The organism is Actinomadura sp. GTD37, from assembly GCF_041951365.1.
GTDB lineage: Bacteria > Actinomycetota > Actinomycetes > Streptosporangiales > Streptosporangiaceae > Spirillospora.
Window position 1 is genome coordinate 25500 of sequence record NZ_JBGNUS010000006.1, and the last position, 19056, is coordinate 44555.

15 protein-coding genes are annotated in these 19056 nt (G+C 74.4%); 8 read left to right on the forward strand and 7 right to left on the reverse strand.

Annotation, left to right across the window (positions count from 1 at the left end):
- Nucleotides 1-18 precede the first annotated feature (18 nt).
- Nucleotides 19-1404 (reverse strand): MFS transporter, encoded by a 1386-nt coding sequence (locus ACA511_RS27560; protein ID WP_375027526.1) that lies wholly within the window; start codon nucleotides 1402-1404, stop codon nucleotides 19-21.
- A 95-nt stretch (nucleotides 1405-1499) separates the two neighbouring features.
- Between ACA511_RS27560 and ACA511_RS27565 the strand changes: the two genes are divergently transcribed.
- Nucleotides 1500-1994, forward strand: coding sequence for a winged helix-turn-helix transcriptional regulator (locus ACA511_RS27565; RefSeq protein ID WP_375027527.1), 495 nt, complete (start codon nucleotides 1500-1502; stop codon nucleotides 1992-1994).
- A gap of 74 nt (nucleotides 1995-2068) precedes the next feature.
- A complete protein-coding gene (locus ACA511_RS27570; RefSeq protein ID WP_375027528.1) occupies nucleotides 2069-3661 on the forward strand; it encodes an adenylate/guanylate cyclase domain-containing protein in 1593 nt (530 codons plus the stop codon).
- On the opposite strand, the gene ACA511_RS27575 is transcribed toward ACA511_RS27570, so the two are convergent.
- Genes ACA511_RS27575 through ACA511_RS27585 form a run of 3 tightly spaced genes read right to left on the reverse strand, consistent with a single transcriptional unit; the run spans nucleotide 3658 to nucleotide 6185 of the window.
- The gene (locus ACA511_RS27575) at nucleotides 3658-4404 is read right to left on the reverse strand and encodes a hypothetical protein (protein ID WP_375027529.1); all 747 of its coding nucleotides are present in this window, start codon (nucleotides 4402-4404) and stop codon (nucleotides 3658-3660) included. The genes ACA511_RS27570 and ACA511_RS27575 overlap by 4 nt on opposite strands.
- A 51-nt stretch (nucleotides 4405-4455) precedes the next feature.
- On the reverse strand, nucleotides 4456-5100 hold the full coding sequence (locus tag ACA511_RS27580; RefSeq protein ID WP_375027530.1) for an MBL fold metallo-hydrolase: 645 nt from the start codon (nucleotides 5098-5100) through the stop codon (nucleotides 4456-4458).
- Complete coding sequence (locus ACA511_RS27585) at nucleotides 5100-6185, reverse strand: S-(hydroxymethyl)mycothiol dehydrogenase (RefSeq protein ID WP_375027531.1); 1086 nt, start codon at nucleotides 6183-6185, stop codon at nucleotides 5100-5102. Before ACA511_RS27585 ends, ACA511_RS27580 begins: the two co-directional genes overlap by 1 nt.
- Nucleotides 6186-6346: 161 nt before the next feature.
- Between ACA511_RS27585 and ACA511_RS27590 the strand changes: the two genes are divergently transcribed.
- Nucleotides 6347-7597 carry a hypothetical protein gene (locus ACA511_RS27590; protein ID WP_375027532.1) on the forward strand — a complete coding sequence of 417 codons (1251 nt, stop codon included), beginning with the start codon at nucleotides 6347-6349 and terminating at the stop codon, nucleotides 7595-7597.
- Here ACA511_RS27590 and ACA511_RS27595 read toward each other — a convergent pair.
- Nucleotides 7590-8222, reverse strand: coding sequence for an ATP-binding protein (locus tag ACA511_RS27595; RefSeq protein WP_375027533.1), 633 nt, complete (start codon nucleotides 8220-8222; stop codon nucleotides 7590-7592). The genes ACA511_RS27590 and ACA511_RS27595 overlap by 8 nt on opposite strands.
- A gap of 64 nt (nucleotides 8223-8286) precedes the next feature.
- Entirely contained in the window at nucleotides 8287-8952 is a 666-nt protein-coding gene (locus ACA511_RS27600; RefSeq protein WP_375027534.1) for an MBL fold metallo-hydrolase, read from the reverse strand.
- A gap of 191 nt (nucleotides 8953-9143) precedes the next feature.
- On the opposite strand from ACA511_RS27600, the gene ACA511_RS27605 reads away from it, so the two are divergent.
- The 3 genes from ACA511_RS27605 (at nucleotide 9144) to ACA511_RS27615 (ending at nucleotide 14271) form a co-directional block, all read left to right on the forward strand.
- Nucleotides 9144-9635 (forward strand): hypothetical protein, encoded by a 492-nt coding sequence (locus ACA511_RS27605; RefSeq protein ID WP_375027535.1) that lies wholly within the window; start codon nucleotides 9144-9146, stop codon nucleotides 9633-9635.
- Nucleotides 9632-13510: a tetratricopeptide repeat protein gene (locus tag ACA511_RS27610; protein WP_375027536.1), complete on the forward strand. Its 3879-nt coding sequence runs from the start codon at nucleotides 9632-9634 to the stop codon at nucleotides 13508-13510. Before ACA511_RS27605 ends, ACA511_RS27610 begins: the two co-directional genes overlap by 4 nt.
- A 68-nt stretch (nucleotides 13511-13578) precedes the next feature.
- Nucleotides 13579-14271, forward strand: coding sequence for a Crp/Fnr family transcriptional regulator (locus tag ACA511_RS27615; protein WP_375027537.1), 693 nt, complete (start codon nucleotides 13579-13581; stop codon nucleotides 14269-14271).
- Here ACA511_RS27615 and ACA511_RS27620 read toward each other — a convergent pair.
- Complete coding sequence (locus ACA511_RS27620; RefSeq protein ID WP_375027538.1) at nucleotides 14268-15038, reverse strand: maleylpyruvate isomerase family mycothiol-dependent enzyme; 771 nt, start codon at nucleotides 15036-15038, stop codon at nucleotides 14268-14270. The genes ACA511_RS27615 and ACA511_RS27620 overlap by 4 nt on opposite strands.
- Before the next feature lie 71 nt (nucleotides 15039-15109).
- Between ACA511_RS27620 and ACA511_RS27625 the strand changes: the two genes are divergently transcribed.
- Together ACA511_RS27625 and uvrA are read left to right on the forward strand one after the other, a co-directional pair.
- Entirely contained in the window at nucleotides 15110-15901 is a 792-nt protein-coding gene (locus tag ACA511_RS27625; protein WP_375027539.1) for an MBL fold metallo-hydrolase, read from the forward strand.
- A 311-nt stretch (nucleotides 15902-16212) separates the two neighbouring features.
- Nucleotides 16213-19047 (forward strand): excinuclease ABC subunit UvrA, encoded by a 2835-nt coding sequence (gene uvrA, locus ACA511_RS27630; protein ID WP_375027540.1) that lies wholly within the window; start codon nucleotides 16213-16215, stop codon nucleotides 19045-19047.
- Nucleotides 19048-19056 lie beyond the last annotated feature (9 nt).

Below are 19056 nucleotides of genomic sequence, written 5' to 3' on the forward strand. Positions count from 1 at the left end.
CACCCGCGGGGCGCTGGTCTAGGCGCGGTCGCGGATGACCAGGGCGAGGGCGGCGTAGGCCAGGGCGGCGACGGCGGAGACGATCATGGCGGTGTTCGTGCCGTGCGCCAGCGCGGACGGGTCCTGCCCGGAGCCGGTCGCGATGGCTCCGACGATCGCCACGCCCAGCGACGCCCCGATGTAGCGGGCGGTGTTGTTGGCGCCGGCGCCCATGCTCGCGCGGTCGGCCGGGACGCTCTCCACCGCCAGCCGGGCGAGCATCGCGTTGGTCAGGCCGCTCGCGACGCCGGCGACGGCCAGGCCGGGGGCGAGGCGCCACCAGTGCGCGCCCGGCGCGAGGTTCGCCATCGCGAACTCGCTGACGGCGGCGAGCGCGAACCCGGCGGCGAGCAGCCGGCGGACGGGCAGCCGCGCCGGGAGGCGGTGCGCCTGCAGCGCGACGGCGAACGAGAGCGCGGACCAGATCGCCAGCACGAGCGCGGCCTCGACCGGCGACAGGCCCATGACCAGGCTCATCATCGTCGCCAGATAGGTCATGACGCCGATCACGGCGAGCCCGGTGACGAGCGCGCCCGTCACCGACAGCAGGAACGCCGGCCGCCGGAACAGCGCGAGGTCGACCATGGGCTCCGGCCGCCGCGCCTCGACCAGGACGAACGCGGCGAGCAGGACGGTCGCGACCGCGAACAGCGCGAGGACGCCCGGGGACGTCCAGCCGGTGCGGCCCCAGGTGATCGCCGCGACCAGCGCCGCCACGCCGAGGCTCATGGTGGCCAGGCCGGGCACGTCCACGCCGCGGGGGCGCTCGGCCCGGGACTCGCCCAGCGCGCGGGCCGCCGCCAGGGCGAGCAGCGCGGATGCGGCGACCGTCGCCCAGTACCAGAGCCGCCAGCCGGCGAGGACGGTCAGCCCGGCCGCGGCGATCGGGCCGAGCGCGATGCCGAGGCCGACCATCGCGCCCCACAGGCCGGTGGCCCGCGCCCGGCGCCGGCCGGACTCGAACGAGGCGCCGACGATGCCGAGCCCGGTCACCAGCAGTGCCGCGCTCGCGGCGCCCTGCGCGACGCGTCCCGCGATGAAGACGGGCGCGTTGGGCGCGAGCGCGCACGCCACGCTGGACACGGCGAGCGCCGCCGCGCCCAGCACGAACACGCGCTTGCGCCCGTGGTCGTCGGCGAGGCTGCCGGCCGCGAGCAGCGCCGCCGCGAGGCCGAGGCTGATGGAGCTCATCAGCCAGATCTGCGCGGTCGCCCCGGCGCGCAGGCCCCGGGCGGTGTCGGCGAGCGTCGCCGCCGGGGCGCAGTAGTTCATGAGGGTCAGCAGGGTCGCGGCGGCGGGCAGCGCCAGCGCGGCACGCGGGCCGGACGCGCGGTGGGCGCCGCGGGGTGCGGCCAGGGTCGTCATGCGGGCTCCCGGGGGGTTCAGTGAACGAACCGAATGGGGCGACGGTAGCACGACTAAGTTCAATGAATGAACTCCCGGGCGGGTAGTCTGGGCGCATGGCACTCGGCAAGGACTACGCGGCCCAGGACTGCTCGCTGGCCCGCGCGCTGGAGGTCGTGGGGGAGCGCTGGACGCTGCTGATCATCCGGGACGCCTTCTACGGCGTGCGCCGGTTCAGCGACTTCCTCGTCCATCTGGACATCCCGCGGGCGGTGCTGTCGGCGCGCCTCCAGTCGCTCGTCGAGACGGGCGTCCTCGTCAAGGACGGCCACGACTACGTCCTCACGGACATGGGCAAGGAGCTGTGGCCCGTCGTCCACACGCTCGCCCGCTGGGCCGAGGACCACCTGTCGGCCGAGTCGTGCCGCGTCTTCGTCCACGACGCCTGCGGCGCCCGCGTCGGCCCGGACGGGACGTGCCCCGCCTGCGGGCGCCACGTCCGGCCGGAGGAGCTGGAGATCCACGCGGGGCCCGGTGCGCGCCGCCGCACCGATCCGGTCAGCCTCTTCCTGCGGTCGCCGCACCGGCTGCTGGATCCGATACGCACCTGAGTGAGCAATCCCTCCCCGAGGTCGCGCGAAGAGGGTGGGGATTAGAGGGATTTAACCGGCTAATCTGCACGCTCATGGAGACCGAAAAGGCGAAGCCTGCGCCCCGGCCCAGGCGGAACCGGCTCGGTTTCCTATGGCGGCTCATCGACGGCGCCCCCGGCGACTCGCGCGCGCGGATCGCCCGCCGGGCGAGGATCCTCGTCACGATCGCCACCGGCCTCGCCAACCTCGGCGGCGCGCTCGTGGTCCTCGCGTTCACCGTCGTCGTCCCCGACCCGGCCGGGCACGTCTCCGCGCGGCTCCAGTCCGTCAACCTGATCGTCTTCACGGCCTACGTGTCCGCGGCCGTCCCCGTGGGGCTGCTGCTCGGCGAGCGGTTCTTCCGCCGCGTCCGCCGCCTCGTCGAGCGGCACGACGAGCCCGACCGGCACGAGCGCGCCCTGCTGCTGTACGGGCCGCTGCGGCTGATGGCCCTGCACCTGACGCTGTGGGGCATCGGGACGATCGGCTGGGTCGTCATCAACGCCCCGTTCTCCACGCTGCTCGCCGTGAAGCTCGGCCTGACCAGCCTGCTCGGCGGCCTCACCACCTGCACCATCGTCTACCTGCTGACCGAGCGGATGCTCCGCCGCGCGGTGACCACCGCGCTGCGCAGCGAGCTGCCGAGCCGCACCGGCCTGCCCGGCGTCGTCGCCCGCTCCGTGCTCGCCTGGGGCCTCGGCACCGCCGTCCCGATCCTCGGCCTCATCACCCTCGCCGTCGGCTCCTTCGTCATCGCCGAGACCACCGTGCGGGACTTCGCGGTCGCGGTTCTCGCGCTCGGCGGCATCGCGCTGCTCGTCGGGCTCGGCGTCACCTACACCGCCGCCCGCGCCATCGCCGACCCGGTCGAGTCGGTGCGGCTCGGCCTCGCCCGCGTGCAGCGCGGCGACCTGGACGTCGAGGTCCCCGTCTACGACGCGAGCGAGGTCGGGCTGCTGCAGGCCGGGTTCAACCACATGGCCGCCGGGCTGCGCGAGCACGAGCGGCTGCGCGACCTGTTCGGCCGGCAGGTCGGCGCGGACGTCGCGCGCGTCGCCGTGGAGCGCGGCATCGACCTCGGCGGCGAGCTGCGCGAGGTCGCGGTGATCTTCGTGGACATCATCGGCTCCACCCGGCTCGCCGCCGACCGGCCGCCCGCCGAGGTCGTCCGGCTGCTGAACGACTTCTTCGCGGTGGTCGTCGAGGTCGTCGGCGCGCACGGCGGCTGGATCAACAAGTTCGAGGGCGACGCCGCGCTCGCGATCTTCGGGGCGCCGCTCGCGCTGGACGGCGCGCCCGGCCGCGCGCTCGCCGCGTCCCGCGAACTCGCCGTCCGGCTGCGCGGCGAGGTCCCCGGGCTGCGGGCGGCGGTCGGCGTCTCGGCGGGCGAGGCCGTCGCCGGGCACATCGGCGCCGAGGAGCGCTTCGAGTACACGGTGATCGGCGATCCGGTGAACGAGGCCGCCCGCCTCACCGACCTGGCCAAGACCACCGAGGAGGGCGTCCTCGCGGCGGGCTCCCTCGTCGCGCGGGCCGAGCCGGAGGAGGCCGCGCGGTGGTCGCTCGGCGAGGAGATCACGCTCCGCGGCCGGACGCAGGCCACTCGGCTCGCCTCGCCCCGGCCCGCCGAGCGCGTGCCCTCCTAGGACGAGCCGAGGGTGGCGCCGTTCAGCGTCGTGTAGAAGGGCGACTCCGAGAGCCGGGAGTCCTTCTCTTCGCCGATGTAGACGTCGGCGTGGTTCTCGCCCCCGTATCCGGGACGGAACAGGTCGGTGACCGTCCAGCGGGCCTTCCGGAACGCCGCGCACACCTCGCCCCCGATCGGGCGGTCGTTCCCGTCCCTGCCGCACCCGACGATCGCGAAGCGCTGCCCCCGGGCCAGGACCGACTTGTCGGCCGCCGCCGACGCCCACGGCACCAGCGGGCGCCCCCGCGAGTCGCGCGTGGTGTCGTCCAGCCAGAAGCCGACGCTGTGCGACCAGTTCAGGAAGCGGCCCCGCTGCGGCCCCCCGGTGATGCGCCCGCTGCCCTCCATCTGGACGACCTTCAGGAAGTCCGCCGGGTACGACCCGAGCGGCGCCCTCCCGTGCGAGCAGTGGAACCGGGCGCAGCCCCGCACGGGCTTCCGCTCACCGTCGTAGAGGCTTTCGAGCGCCGTGTAGTAGGTGGTGACGCGCCACCCGCCGGCGCGTCCGAGCTGCCGGGGCCGCGTCGGCGGCGGCAGCGTCGCGAAGGGCGTCGGCTCGGCAGTGGGCGTGGGTGTGGACGCGGGTGCGGGTGCGGCCGGCGGCGGGACGTGTCCCGCCGCCCCCTCGGTGCTCTGGCCGCACCCCGCCGTGGCCGCGCCCAGCATCGCCAGTGCGAGGGCGAGCGGTGCCCCGCGTCGCATCGCACCCTCCCGGATCGGGACGCCTGTCCGCCACCGGGGACACTACCGGGGTCAGTGCCCGCGGGCGATCCATTCGTCCAGGTGCGGGGCCTCCGCGCCGATCGAGGTCGAGTCGCCGTGCCCGGTGCGGACGGTCGTCTCCGCCGGCAGCGTCAGCAGCCGCTCCCGGATCGACGTGATGATCGTCGGGAAGTCGGAGAACGACCGGCCGGTGGCGCCCGGCCCGCCGCTGAACAGGGTGTCGCCGGAGAACACCGTGCCCAGCGCGGGCGCGTGCAGGCAGACCGCGCCGGGGCTGTGGCCCGGCGTGTGCAGGACGGTCAGCTCGGTGCCCGCCACCGTGATGACCTGCCCGTCGGCGAGTTCGCCGTCGGGCCCGGCGTCGGGGTGCCTCTGCCTCCACAGCATCAGGTCGTCCGGGTGCAGCAGGATCGGCGCGCCCGTGCGGGCCTTCAGCGCGGGCGCCGCGTCGATGTGGTCGTCGTGCCCGTGCGTGGACACGATGGCCACGAGGCGCCGGCCGCCGACCGCCGCCGCGATCGCGTCCGCGTCGTGCGCGGCGTCGATGACGATCGCCTCGCTGTCGTCGCCCACGATCCAGACGTTGTTGTCGACCTCCCAGGTGCCGCCGTCCAGCGAGAACGTCCCGGACGTGACGACGTGGTCGACGCGCGCCCGCGGCGCCTCCGCGGCCATCAGAGCACCACCACCGAGCGCAGCACGTCGCCGTGGTGCATCTTCGCGAACGCCGCCTCCACGTCGCCCAGCCCGATCGTCTCGGACACGAAGGCGTCCAGGTCCAGGCGTCCCTGCAGGTAGAGGTCGATGAGCATCGGGAAGTCGCGCGAGGGCAGGCAGTCGCCGTACCAGGACGACTTCAGCGACCCGCCGCGGCCGAACACGTCCAGCAGCGGCAGCTCCAGCCTCATCTCCGGCGTCGGCACGCCGACGAGCACGACCGTCCCGGCGAGGTCGCGCGCGTAGAACGCCTGCTCGTAGGTCTCCGGGCGGCCGACCGCGTCGACGACGACGTCCGCGCCGAACCCGCCGGTCAGCTCGCGGACCGTCTCGACGACGTCCGCGTTCCCGCCGTCGACGGTGTGCGTGGCGCCGAGCGCGGCCGCGGTGGTCAGCTTCCGCTCGTCCAGGTCCACCGCGATGATCTTCGCGGCGCCGGCCAGCCGGGCGCCGAGCACGGCCGCCGCGCCGACCCCGCCGCAGCCGATGACCGCGACCGAGTCGCCCCGCCCGACCTGCCCGGTGTTGATCGCCGCGCCGAGCCCGGCCATCACCCCGCAGCCGAGCAGCCCCGCCACCTCGGGCTTGGCCGCCGGGTCGACCTTCGTGCACTGCCCCGCGTGGACCAGCGTCTTGTCGGCGAAGGCCCCGATCCCGAGGGCGGGCGACAGTTCGGTGCCGTCCTCCAGCGTCATCTTCTGCGCGGCGTTGTGCGTGTCGAAGCAGTACCAGGGGCGTCCGCGCAGGCACGCCCGGCACTGCCCGCACACCGCGCGCCAGTTCAGGACGACGAAGTCGCCCGGCGCGACCTCGGTGACCCCCTCGCCGACCGACTCGACCACCCCGGCGGCCTCGTGCCCGAGCAGGAACGGGAACTCGTCGTTGATCCCGCCTTCGCGGTAGTGCAGGTCGGTGTGGCAGACCCCGCACGCCTGGACCTGGACGACCGCCTCACCGGGACCGGGGTCCGGGACGACGATCGTCTCGATCCGCACCGGCTGTCCCTTGCCCGGTGCGACGACCCCGCGTACCTGCTGCGCCATACTGCCGCCTCTCGTCGTCTCGATCTTCCCCCGACCCTATATATCTCCGTGCTGACCTGCCCGCATCCTCCTGTTCCGCGGAACACCCCTCGCAGGTACGAGACGCAAGATCACCCGTGCGCGCGACGCGGGTTCGGACCGCCGGGAAGAAGTCTGGCCCCATGACACGAACCGCAGCACGCCTGACCGCGGCCATGCTGGCCGCCGCGGCGCTCACCGTCCCCGTCGCGGCCGCGGTCCCCGCCGCCGCCCTGGACCGCCCGGCCCTCGGGCAAGAGCAGGACGCGCGGGGGCGCCTCGTCTCCGCGACGCACCTGGGCGCCATGTCCGCCGCGGAGGTCCGCGCATGGCTGGCGGGCGAGAAGTTCGACGCCTCGTCCGTCCGCCACGGCGTGGACGCCTACCGCCTCGTCTACCGGACGGTCGACACCCGCGGCCGGGCGACGACGGCCAGCGGCCTCCTCGTCCTGCCCCGCAGCCGCGACCACCGCCTCGCGACCGTCTCGTACACGCACGGCACCACCAGCTACAAGCCCGACGCCCCCTCGGTGGCGGACGGCGTCTGGGACCGGGGCCCCGCGGTCACCTACGCCGCCGCCGGATTCGCGGCGGCCGTTCCCGACTACCTGGGCCTCGGCGAGGGCCCCGGCGCGCACCCGTGGAAGGACGTCCCGTCCGAGACGACCGCGTCCCTCGACATGCTCCGCGCCGTCCGCCACTTCGTGCCGCGGACGGGCCGGGTCCTGGACCGCGACGTCTTCGTCACCGGCTTCTCGCAGGGCGCGTCGTCGGCGCTCGGCCTGGCCCGCGCGCTCCAGGACGGGGCCGACCCGCGCTTCCGGCTCCGCGCGGCGGCCCCGATCAGCGGCGCCTACGACTTCCGCGGCGCCGAGCTCCCGGCCCTGCTGAACGGCGACCTCGACCCGAAGATGTCGGTCGCCTACAGCGCCTACCTGCTCACGTCGTGGAACCGGATCCACGGCGGCGTCTACCGGACGCCGTCGGAGGTGTTCCAGGACGAGTACGCGGGCCGCGTCGAGAAGTACTTCGACGGGACGACGCCCGGACCCGTCATGCTCCAGGGCCTGCCGGACACACTGGACGAACTCCTCACGGAGCGCGGCTTCGAGATCCTGCGCCGTCCGTCCGGCGCCTTCGCCGAGGCCCTGCGCGCGGACGCCGAGGTCTGCACCGCATGGACGCCGCGCGTCCCCGTCCGCCTCTACAAGATGGCCGGCGACGAGCAGGCCGCGACCGCCAACACCGACAACTGCGCCGCCTCGTTCGGGCGGCGCGGTGCGGACGTCCCGGTCATCGACGTGGGCGACACGCTCTACGGCGGCTCCCGCCACCTCGGCTCCAACCTCGCGGGAACCGCCCGGATCGTCCGCTGGTTCTCGACCCTCAGGTGAAGTGGATGGCCTGGAGCTTGTCGGCGGCGTCGCGGTCGAGGACGGTGACGCCGGCGGCGGGCGGCACGGGGCCGCCGCCGCGGGCGCGGTCGACGATGGGCCCCCAGCGGCGGCAGTGCCGGTTGAACGTGCCGGACGTGACGACGCGGCCGCGGGCGACCTGCCCGGCGCGGGCGGTCTCGGGGGCGACGTCGATGAGGATCAGGTGCAGCCGGCCGCCGCGCCGCCGCGCCAGCCAGGCGAACAGGTGCAGGATGTGCGGCCAGGTGCCGCGGGTGTGCGCGACGACGCCGTGCCCGGCGAGGATCGCGCGCCCGATCCGCCACACGTGGGTGGCGTGGACGAGCGGGGTGCGCAGCCGCACCGGCAGGGGGCGCAGGAACCGCGCCCACCAGTTGCGGGACTGCCGCGAGTCGATCACCCGGACGTCGCCCGCGGGCACCGGCGCCGTCTCGTCGCCCCGCAGCCCGTAGAGACGGTTGAGCAGGGTGCTCTTGCCCGCCCCCGGCAGCCCGGCGACGAGGACCAGCGAGCCCGCCGGATAGCGCAGCGCGGGGCCCGGATCCACCTCGTGGCGTTCGTGGATGGTCGTCTCCTGGTCTCGGCCCGGTGGTGAAGGGGCCAACGAACACCCCGCACCGCTTGTTCCGGGCCGCGCGCCACAGACCCGTGCGCGTCGGGCCCGTGCGTCACCAGCCCCGCGCGCGCCACTCCGGGAGCGACGGGCGCTCGCGGCCGAGCGTCGAGTCCTTGCCGTGGCCGGGGTAGAACCAGGTGGCGTCGGGGAGGCGGCCGAAGACGCGCTCCTCGACGTCCGAGAGCAGCTGCTCGAAGCGGGCCGGGTCGCCCCAGGTGTTGCCGACGCCGCCCGGGAAGAGGCTGTCGCCGGTGAACAGGTGCGGGCGGTCGGCCAGCTCGCCGCCGGCGTCGTACAGCAGCGCGATCGAGCCGGGCGTGTGGCCGCGCAGGTGGACGACGTCGAGGGACACCCGCCCGAAGGTGACGGCGTCGCCGTGCTCGACGGGCTCGGCGACCGGCTCCGGCAGCGCCTCGGCGTCGCGCGGGTGCGCGGCCACCGGCGCGCCCGTGGCCCGCACCACCTCGCTCAGCGCGCCCCAGTGGTCCTCGTGGCGGTGGGTGGTGACGATCCGCGCGAGCGGGCCGTCGCCGACCAGCTCCAGCAGCCGGGACGCCTCGTTCGCCGCGTCGATCAGCAGCCGCTCGCCGGTCGCGGCGCAGCGCAGCAGGTAGGCGTTGTTGTCGTACGGGCCGACCGCCACCTTCGTGACCGTCAGCCCGGGCAGCTCCCGGACGTCGGGGCGTCCGCCGACTTCGACGTTCCCGGTGTAGGTCATGGGTCCTCCCCGTCGGTAGTGCGGAGACTAGACCATCCTCCGTCATCCGGCGGCACCGGGCGCCCGGTGCCCGCCGAGCGGATGAGTCACCAGACGCAGCTCAACCGTGCGCTTACGGACGGACAATCCCGTCTTGCCACCGCACCATGGGAACTGGAAGATCAGGTTCGACCCGTGAGGACGGTGAAGCGATGGTTACCGCATTCCGTCCCGGACCGGACAGGGAGCAGCCGGAGGACCTCCTCGGGCACGCCTGCACACTGGTCCGGCTCTGCGGCCGGGACTCCGCCGTCGCCGCGGTGTTCCTCGCCCTCGTGCTGGCCGGGACCGTGTCCCGGCTCGCGGCCGGCGTGCCCGGCCTCCCCGCGCTGGCGCTGCTGCCGGTGCTCGCCGGGTCGTTCGCCGTGTCGGCCGGCTACGCCGCCCGGTCGCGCCGCACGCTGGTGGCGGTGCTCGGCGGCGTGCGCGGCCGCACCGGCTCGCCCGTCGACCCGGCCGTGCCGTGGACGCCGTTCGCGTCCGCGGTCGCGCTGGACGACCGGGTCCGCGACGCGGAGCTGCGCCGGCTGCTGGCGGCGGCGCACCGCTGCGGCGAGCTGTCCTGGCAGGCCGTCGCCTGGGCGGCCGCGACCTCGGTGCTGTTCCTCTTCTGGACGCTGGCGGCGGCGATGACGGGAGGATGACCGGATTGATCGACCCCGTACCGACCGATCCCGCACTGACCGACCACGTGCCCGACGTCCGGCCGGGCAGCTTCTGGGACCGGCTCGCCCCCACCGACCGGCAGGCCCTGCGCGCCATGGGCCGGCGCACCGACATCCCGCCCGGCGGGATGCTGTGCCACCAGGGGTCGGTCGCCCCCGCCGTGTACGTGGTGTTCAAGGCGTCGCCGCGCGCGGCCAGCAACGCGGTCGCCAAGGAGTTCGTCGACTCCAGCGACGGGGACGAGTCGATCATCGATCTGTTCGGGGCCGGGGACCTGGTCGGCTTCCTCGGCCCGTGGGGCCATCCGCAGCGCGGCACCGTCGCCGCGCTCGACCACGTCGCGGCGCTGCGCGTGGACCGCGCCAAGTTCCGCAGCCTGCTCGCCGCGAGCCCGCGGATCGCCGAGGCGATGATGCACGCGATCTCCGAGAGCGTCACCTTCGGCGGACGCCGGCACGCGGTGCGGGCGGCCGACCATCCGCAGCGGCTCGCCTACCACCTGCTGGAGCTGGCGCACCGGTTCGGCGAGCCCGGCGCCGCCGGGAGCGGCGTCCGGATCCCGCTGAAGCTAAGCCAGGCCGAGCTGGCGAACTGGGCGGGGATCTCCCGCGAGACGCTGGTGCGGTGGTTCCGGTCGTGGCGGGCCAAGGGCATCCTGCACCAGCGGCCCCGCCCGCTGACCGTGCTGGACGTCGAGCGGCTGCGGCGCGCCGCGAGCCCCTGGGGGGACGAGTGGCCGGCTGCCGACGCCGAGCCCGCCCGCCCGGCCGCCCCCGCCGGTTCCGCGGGGGACGCCGGGATCGCGGGGGACGCCGGGATCGCGGCCCGCGAACCGGTGCGCCTGGAGCCGCCGGGCGGCGGCCCGCCCGCGGCGCGGCTCCCCGCCGACAACCCGTTCTTCGCCGGGCGCGCCGTGAGCCTCAGCAAGCTGGACCTGCTGGTCGGCCAGTCCGTGTGGCCGCGCGCCGTGATCGTCCAGGGCATGGCGGGAGTCGGCAAGACGACGCTGGCGCTGCACTGGGCGCACCGCGTCGCCGACCGGTTCCCGGACGGCGCGCTGTTCGCCGACCTGCGCGGCACGACCCGCAGCCCGGTCACCCCGGCGGAGGCGATGGGGCAGGTGCTGCGCGCGGCCGGCGTGCCCGGCGACCAGCTGCCCCGCACCGAGGACGAGCTGGCGGCGCAGTGCCGGTCGCTGCTCGGCGACCGCCGGATGCTGCTGATCCTCGACAACGCCGTCCAGCCCGAGCAGGTCAGGCCGCTGCTGGCGGCGGTGGCGTCCGGGCTCGTGGTGGTGACGAGCCGGCGGCGGCTGCCCGCGCTGCTCGAAGGCGCCGACGTCCGGACGCTGGAGCTGCGGGAGATGGCGACGCAGGAGGCCGTCGACCTCATCGCGGGCGTCCTCGGGCCGGGCGACGCCCGCGTCCGCGACGAGCACAAGGCCGTCGTGCGGCTCGCCCGCGAGTGCGGCCACCTGCCGCTGGCGCTCGGCGTCATCGCCGGCCGGCTGGCCGAGAACCCGGGCGAGTCGATCGCCGGGACCGTCCGCGAACTGGCCGCGCGGGACGCGCCCGGCGCCGCGCCGTACGGGACGGGCCTCGGCGGCTCCGCGGGGCACGGGGCGTCCGGGGCCGGGCTCAGCGCCGTCGTCGACCCGACGTTCGACGTCGCCTACCGCAGCCTGCGCCGCGACCAGCGGGAGGCGTTCCGCAGGCTGGGGCTCCTCGCGGGCCCCGACTTCACGCCCGCCGCTCTCGCCGCCCTCCAGAACCGGACGCTGGACGAGGCCCGCGACTGCCTGGAGGGGCTCCGGCAGGCGTACCTCGTCCACGACGTCGGCCCCGGCCGCTACCGGATGCACGACCTGCTGCGCGAGTTCGCCCGCGAGCGCGGCCTCGGCGAGGACTCCGACGGCGAGCTGCAGGCCGCGCAGCGGCGGCTGCTGGCCGGATACCTCGCCGAGGCCCGCGCGGCGGGCGCGGCCCTGCCGGGGCGCCCCCGCCCCACCGCGCACCTGGGCGCGGCGTACCGGGGCGAGGCGCGCGGACGCCCCTCGCCGGCCGCGCGCGCGGCCGGGCTCGCCTGGTTCGAGGCCGAGCGGCGCAACCTGGTCGCCGCCGTCCACCAGGCCGCCCGGCTCGGCCTGCACCGCACCTGCTGGGAACTCGCCGACGCGCTGTTCGACTTCCAGGAGTTCCGCCGCTACAGCGAGGACAACATCGCCGTCCAGCAGGCCGGCCTGCACGCGGCCCGCGCCGAGGAGGATTGGGCCGCGGCCGCGGTCATGCTGCACAACCTCGCGGTGGCGCACTTCGAGCTGGGCGACTCCGTCCAGGCCATCGGGTACGGGGAGGACGCGCGGCGCGGGTTCCGCGCCGTCGACCCGCCCGACCGCTACGGGGAGGCCGTCACCCTCGCCACGCTCGCGGACGTCCACGTCGTCCTGGGCCGCTACCTGACGGCGATCGACCACGCGCGGCGGTCCCTGGACATCCACGAGGAGCTGGGGGACGACGGGGGAGTGGCCAAGAGCCGCAGCACGCTCGCCCGCGCCCACCTTGGCCTCGGCGACTACGAGACGGCGCTGGAGCACGCGGCGAAGGCGCTGACCGTCCGGCGCCGCATCGACGACCAGGCGGGCGTGGCCGAGACCCTGATCACCGTGGCCGGCGTGCACCGGCGCCTGGGCGACGTCCACGAGGCGGTGACGCACGCGCTGGAGGCGCTGTCCATCCGGCAGGAGCTCGCCGACATGCACGGCGCCGCCCTGGCGCTGACGGAGCTCGCCCGGATGCACGCCGCGCTCGGCCTGCGCGACATGGCGCGGCAGGACGCCGAGCAGGCGCTGCGCGCCTACCGCGCCCTGGGCGGACGCCACGGCGAGGCGCGCGCGCTGACCACCCTCGGGATGCTGGCGTGCGAGGCGACGAGGTTCGCCGAGGCGTTCACCTACTGCGGGGAGGCCCTGCGGCTGCACCGCGACATCAGCGACCGGCACGGCGAGGCCGAGGCGCTCGCGCAGACCGGGGTCGTCCACTGGCGGCTCGGCCGGTACCGGGAGGCGCGCGAGCACCTGCTGCGGGCGGTGGAGATCCGCCGCGAGATCGGCGACCAGCACGGCGAGGCCAACGACCTGGAGCAGCTGTCGGTCGTGATGCGCCGCCTCGGCCGCCCGCAGGAGGCGTTCGTCCTCGGCCTGGAGGCCCTCGACCTGTGGTCCCGGCTCGGCGCGCGGAGCGGGATGGCCGGGACGCTCGGCAGCCTCGCCCGCACCTACTCCTGGCTCGGGCTGCCCGCGGAGGCCGAGCGCGCGGCCCGGCAGGCGCTGCACCTGCGCAGGTCGGGCGGCGACTGGTACGGGCTCGGCGTCGGGCTGGACACCCTCGCCGCCGTGCTGCGCCGCGCCGGGCGGCCCGAGGAGGCGCTGTCGGAGGAGCTGGAGGCGCTGCGCTTCCTCGGCGAGGTCGGCGACCGGCACAGCGAGGCCACCGGCCTGGTCCACCTCGCCGCCATCCACCTCGACCTCGGCCGCGCCGACGACGCCCTGGAGACCGGCCGGCGCGCCCTCGACCTCGCCGCCGAGCTGGGCGCCGCCCGCGAGCAGGCGCACGCGCTGCACTCGATGGCCCGCGCGTCCCAGCTGCTCGGCAAGCACGCCCGCGCGGTGGAGCACGTCACCGCCGAGATCGTCATCCGCCGCGACACCGACGACCGGCGGGGGCTGCGGCGGGCGCTGGAGCTGCTCGGCGACTCCCACCTCGCGCTCGGCGACCGGGCCGCGGCGGCCGACTGCGGGCGGCGCGTCCGCGCCCTCGACAACCTGCTTGAATCGGAGAATTCGCTCGACATGTGACGCGCCGGTCCGCCCGGTACATGATCATGAGGGTCGCGGACCCGGCCGGGTCCGGGTGAGGAGGCGAGATGGCGGCCGCCCGGTTCTGGGACGCGCTGGGCCCCCGCGCCCGGGAGGCGCTGCGCGCCGCCGGCGCCCCGGTGGTGATCCGGCCGGGCGCGTTCCTGATGCGCGAGCACACCCGCGCGTCCCAGGTCTTCGTACTGCGCTCCGGCGCCGTGAAGGTCTGGGTGGACCGGGGCGGCGAGATCGCCATCCTCGACGTCCTCGGGCCGGGCGACCTGGTCGGCGAGGTGGAGGCGGCGGACGGCGGGATCCGGCACGCCAACGCCGAGGCGATGACCCGGGTGGAGGCGCTGGTGCTGCCCGCCGCCCGGTTCCGCGGCGTCCTGGACGCCCATCCCGGGTCGGTCTGGGCCGTCGCCGCCGTCCTCGCCGAGCGGCTGCGCGACTCCGACGAACTGCGCGTCGCGCATTTCCCCGACGACCCCGAGCGCCGCCTCGCGGGCCGGATCCTGCGCCTGGCCGCGCGGTTCGGCGCCCCGGTCAAGGAGGAGCGGCCGGACGGCGTGCCGGAGGAGAGCGTCCACGTCCAGGTCCCGATCTCGCAGCAGGACCTCGGCCGCTGGGCCGGGATGGGGCGTCGCAAGGTCGCGCAGATCCTCGCCGCCGAGCCGCTCCGCGACGGGCTGGCGGTGGCCCGCAACGCGATCGTCGTCCGCTCCGCCGACGCGCTGCGCCGGCTCGCCGGCGACGACTAGGGCCGCGGCGCGAAAGCGGACGGCTCGTGCGGCCACGGCGGCGGCGCCGGGAGCGGGCCGTCCGGGCGGACGTGCACGCCCGAGCCGTCGGTGCGGCCGCTCAGCCAGCCGAGCAGCGCCCGCGCCGAGCCGGACGCCTCCGGGCCGCCCGCCGTCCAGCCGAGATCGGCGGACTCGCCGGAGTCGGTCGCGGTGATCCGGTACCCGGCCAGCCCGCCGCGGCGCCCGGCCGGGAGCGCCGCCATGTCCGCGAGCGTCGCGGCCGACGACCACCGCACGTAGGGCTCGGGCCAGTCGGCGGGCCCGTACCCGGCGGCGAGGTCGGCATGGTGGGCCTCCACCTCGTTCCAGCGGCGGAACACCGTGTACCAGGCGGGATGCGGCCAGCCCTGCATCGCCTTCACCGGCGCGTCCCAGGCGTCCTCGGGCAGCGTGCGGGCCTGCTCGGCGAACCGCGCGGCGGTGGCGCGGACGTCCGCGACCAGCTCGTCCGCGCTCCGCCCGGCGCCCGCGTCGAGGTCGGCGTTGCGCCTGTCCAGGCTGGGGTACTGCGGGATCTCCACGCCGGTCCGCGCCCATTCGAGCAGGTTCCAGAGGGAGTCGGCGTTACGGGCGATGTGCGTGGCGACATGCCCGCGGGTCCACCCCGGCAGCGCCGAGGGGCCGCGCAGGTCGGGTTCGGCGAGCCCGCCCAGCGTCGCGACGACGCGCTCGGTGCCCGCGTCGAGCTGCTCGATCACGTCCCGCCAGTCGGTGACTCCGTCCATGACCCCTCCTCGACCGGAAAAGAGCCTCCATCCTGTCGCACCCGGCAGGCCGGTGCCAGACAATGGTGATCATGGATCTTCCGATCTGCACGACGTGCGGCGTCCAGTACGGCGGGCCGCGTCCCGACTGCCCCATCTGCGAGGACGAGCGCCAGTACGTCGGCTGGGACGGCCAGCGGTGGACCACCCTGGAGGAGCTGCGCGCCGGTCACCGGGGCCGCGTCGCGGAGGAGGGCCCGGACGTCGTCGGGATCGGCACCGAGCCGTCCACCGCCATCGGCCAGCGCGCCCTGCTGCTGCGCGCCCCGTCCGGCAACGTCCTCTGGGACATGGTCACGCACATCGACGACGACCTGGTCCGCGAGGTGAACGACCTCGGCGGCGTCTCCGCGATCGCGATCAGCCACCCGCACTTCTACGGCTCGATGATCGAGTGGGCGCACGCGTTCGACGCGCCCGTCTACATCCACGAGGCCGACCGGCGCTGGGTGGCCCGCCCGGACGACGCGGTCGTCTTCTGGGAGGGCGACACCCGCGAGCTGGCGGACGGCCTCACCCTGGTCAACGCCGGCGTCCACTTCGACGGCGGCCAGGTCCTGCACTGGCGCGACGCCCGCGCCCTGTTCTCCGGCGACATCCTGCAAGTCGTGCAGGACCGGGACTGGGTGAGCTTCATGTACAGCTACCCCAACTTCATCCCGGAGCGCCCCCGGACGGTCCGCCGCGCGCTGCGCCTGCTGGAGCCGTACGACTTCGACCGCGTGTACGGCGCCTGGTGGAGGAAGATCGTCTACACCGGCGGGAAGGACGCCGTCCGCCGCTCCGCCGACCGCTACCTCGATCACGCCCTGGACGACGGCTGACTCAGGCGAGCACCCCGGCGGAGCCATGGGGCGTGACGATGGGCAATGATGCGACCCCGGAGGGGCATGGCCGCAGCGTAGGGCGGTGGGGCGGGCGGGCTTCGGTGTTGCGGTGGCGGGGAATGTTCGAACACGTGTACGGTGCGGGAGGGCCGTCCGGACCTGTGGGGAAGGCCGGGTAGCTTCATGAAATGCGGCGGCGGCAGCCGCCGTTAAGGAGTCGGGGGATTCTGTCGTACCCCGTGGCTAGCCTTGAGACCGATCTGTCTCTCCCCATCGCCGCGCCCAGAAGAGGAACCGGAAGTAACGCCGTGCATGACCGACTCATCGTGCGTGGAGCACGCGAGCACAACCTGAAGGACGTCTCGCTCGACCTCCCGCGGGACTCCATGATCGTGTTCACCGGTCTGTCGGGTTCCGGGAAGTCCAGCCTGGCGTTCGACACCATCTTTGCGGAGGGCCAGCGCCGGTACGTGGAGTCGCTGTCGGCGTACGCCCGGCAGTTCCTCGGCCAGATGGACAAGCCCGACGTCGACTTCATCGAGGGGCTGTCCCCGGCGGTGTCGATCGACCAGAAGTCGACCAGCAAGAACCCGCGGTCGACGGTCGGGACGATCACCGAGGTGTACGACTACCTGCGGCTCCTCTACGCGCGGATCGGGCACCCGCACTGCCCCGAGTGCGGCCGGCCGATCAGCCGGCAGGCGCCGCAGCAGATCGTCGACCGGGTGCTGGAGCTGGGGGAGGGCACCCGGTTCCAGGTGCTCGCGCCGGTGATCCGCGGCCGCAAGGGCGAGTACCTGGAGCTGTTCCGCGAGCTCCAGTCCAAGGGCTACTCGCGCGCGCTCGTCGACGGGCGGACGGTCCGCCTGGACGAGCCGCCCAAGCTGAAGAAGCAGGAGAAGCACGACATCTCCGTCGTGGTCGACCGGCTCGCGGTGAAGGACACCGCGCGGCAGCGCCTCGCCGACTCGGTCGAGACGGCGCTGGGGCTCGCGGGCGGCACGATCGTCCTCGACTTCGTCGACCTCCCCGAAGACGACGAGAACCGCACCCGGATGTACTCCGAGCACCTCTACTGCCCCTACGACGACCTGTCGTTCGAGGAGCTGGAGCCGCGGTCGTTCTCGTTCAACTCGCCCTACGGCGCCTGCCCCGACTGCACCGGCCTGGGCACGCGCATGGAGGTCGACCCCGAGCTGGTCGTCCCCGACGAGGAGCTGACGCTCGGCGAGGGCGCGATCCAGCCCTGGTCGAACGGGCACGTGAGCGACTACTTCCTGCGCCTGCTGTCCGCTCTCGGCGACGCCATGGGGTTCGACCTCAACACCCCGTGGCACAAGCTGCCGGCCAAGGCGCGCAAGGCCGTCCTGAACGGGCACGAGACCCAGGTCCACGTGCGGTACAAGAACCGCTACGGCCGGACGAGGTCGTACTACACGGCCTACGAGGGCGTGATCCCCTACATCCAGCGGCGGCACGCCGAGTCCGAGAGCGACTCCAGCCGCGAGCGGTTCGAGGGCTACATGCGGGAGATCCCGTGCCCGACGTGCGAGGGCGCCCGGCTCAAGCCGGTCGTGCTGGCCGTCACCATGGGCGGGATGTCGATCGCCGAGGTCGCCGGGATGCCGATCGGCGAGGCCGCGAAGTTCCTGCTGGCGATGCAGCTGAGCGGGCGCGAGACGCAGATCGCCGAGCGCGTCCTCAAGGAGATCAACGCCCGCCTCGGCTTCCTGCTGGACGTCGGCCTCGACTACCTCACCCTCGACCGGGCGTCGGCGACGCTCGCCGGCGGAGAGGCGCAGCGCATCCGGCTGGCGACGCAGATCGGCTCCGGCCTGGTCGGCGTCCTCTACGTGCTGGACGAGCCGTCCATCGGCCTGCACCAGCGCGACAACCACCGGCTGCTGGAGACGCTGATCCGGCTCCGCGACATGGGCAACACGCTGATCGTCGTCGAGCACGACGAGGACACCATCGCCGCCGCCGACTGGATCGTCGACATCGGCCCCCGCGCGGGCGAGCACGGCGGCGAGATCGTCGTGTCCGGCACCGTCGAGGACCTGAAGAAGTCCGACCGCTCGCTGACCGGCGCCTACCTGGACGGACGCCGCGAGATCGCCGTCCCGCAGATCCGCCGGCCCCGCACCAGGGGCCGCGAGATCACCGTCAAGGGCGCCCAGCAGAACAACCTCCGCGACGTCGACGCGGCGTTCCCGCTCGGCGTCCTCACCGCCGTGACCGGCGTGTCGGGCTCGGGCAAGTCGACGCTGGTCAACGACATCCTCTACAACTCCCTCGCCAAGAAGCTGAACGGGGCGAAGACCGTCCCGGGCAAGCACAAGCGCGTCAACGGCGTCGACCAGCTCGACAAGGTCGTGCACGTCGACCAGTCGCCGATCGGGCGCACGCCGCGCTCCAACCCGGCGACCTACACGGGCGTCTTCGACCACATCCGCAAGCTGTTCGCGCAGACCACCGAGGCGAAGGTGCGCGGCTACCAGCCGGGCCGGTTCTCCTTCAACGTCAAGGGCGGCCGCTGCGAGAACTGCTCCGGCGACGGCACCATCAAGATCGAGATGAACTTCCTGCCGGACGTCTACGTCCCGTGCGAGGTCTGCCACGGCGCCCGCTACAACCGGGAGACCCTGGAGGTCCACTACAAGGGCAAGACGATCTCCGAGGTGCTCGACATGCCGATCGAGCAGGCCACCGAGTTCTTCGAGCCGATCAAGGCGATCCACCGGCACCTGAAGACGCTCAACGACGTCGGGCTCGGCTACGTCCGCCTCGGGCAGCCGGCCCCCACGCTGTCCGGCGGCGAGGCGCAGCGCGTCAAGCTGGCGTCCGAACTGCAGAAGCGCTCGACCGGCCGCACCGTCTACGTGCTGGACGAGCCGACCACCGGCCTCCACTTCGAGGACATCCGCAAGCTCCTCGGCGTCCTGAACGGCCTGGTCGACAAGGGCAACACGGTCATCGTCATCGAGCACAACCTCGACGTCGTCAAGACCGCCGACTGGATCATCGACATGGGCCCCGAGGGCGGTTCGCGGGGCGGCACCATCGTCGCGACCGGCACCCCCGAGGACGTCGCCGCCGTCGAGGCCAGCCACACCGGCCAGTTCCTCAAGAAGATGCTCTGACGACCCGTC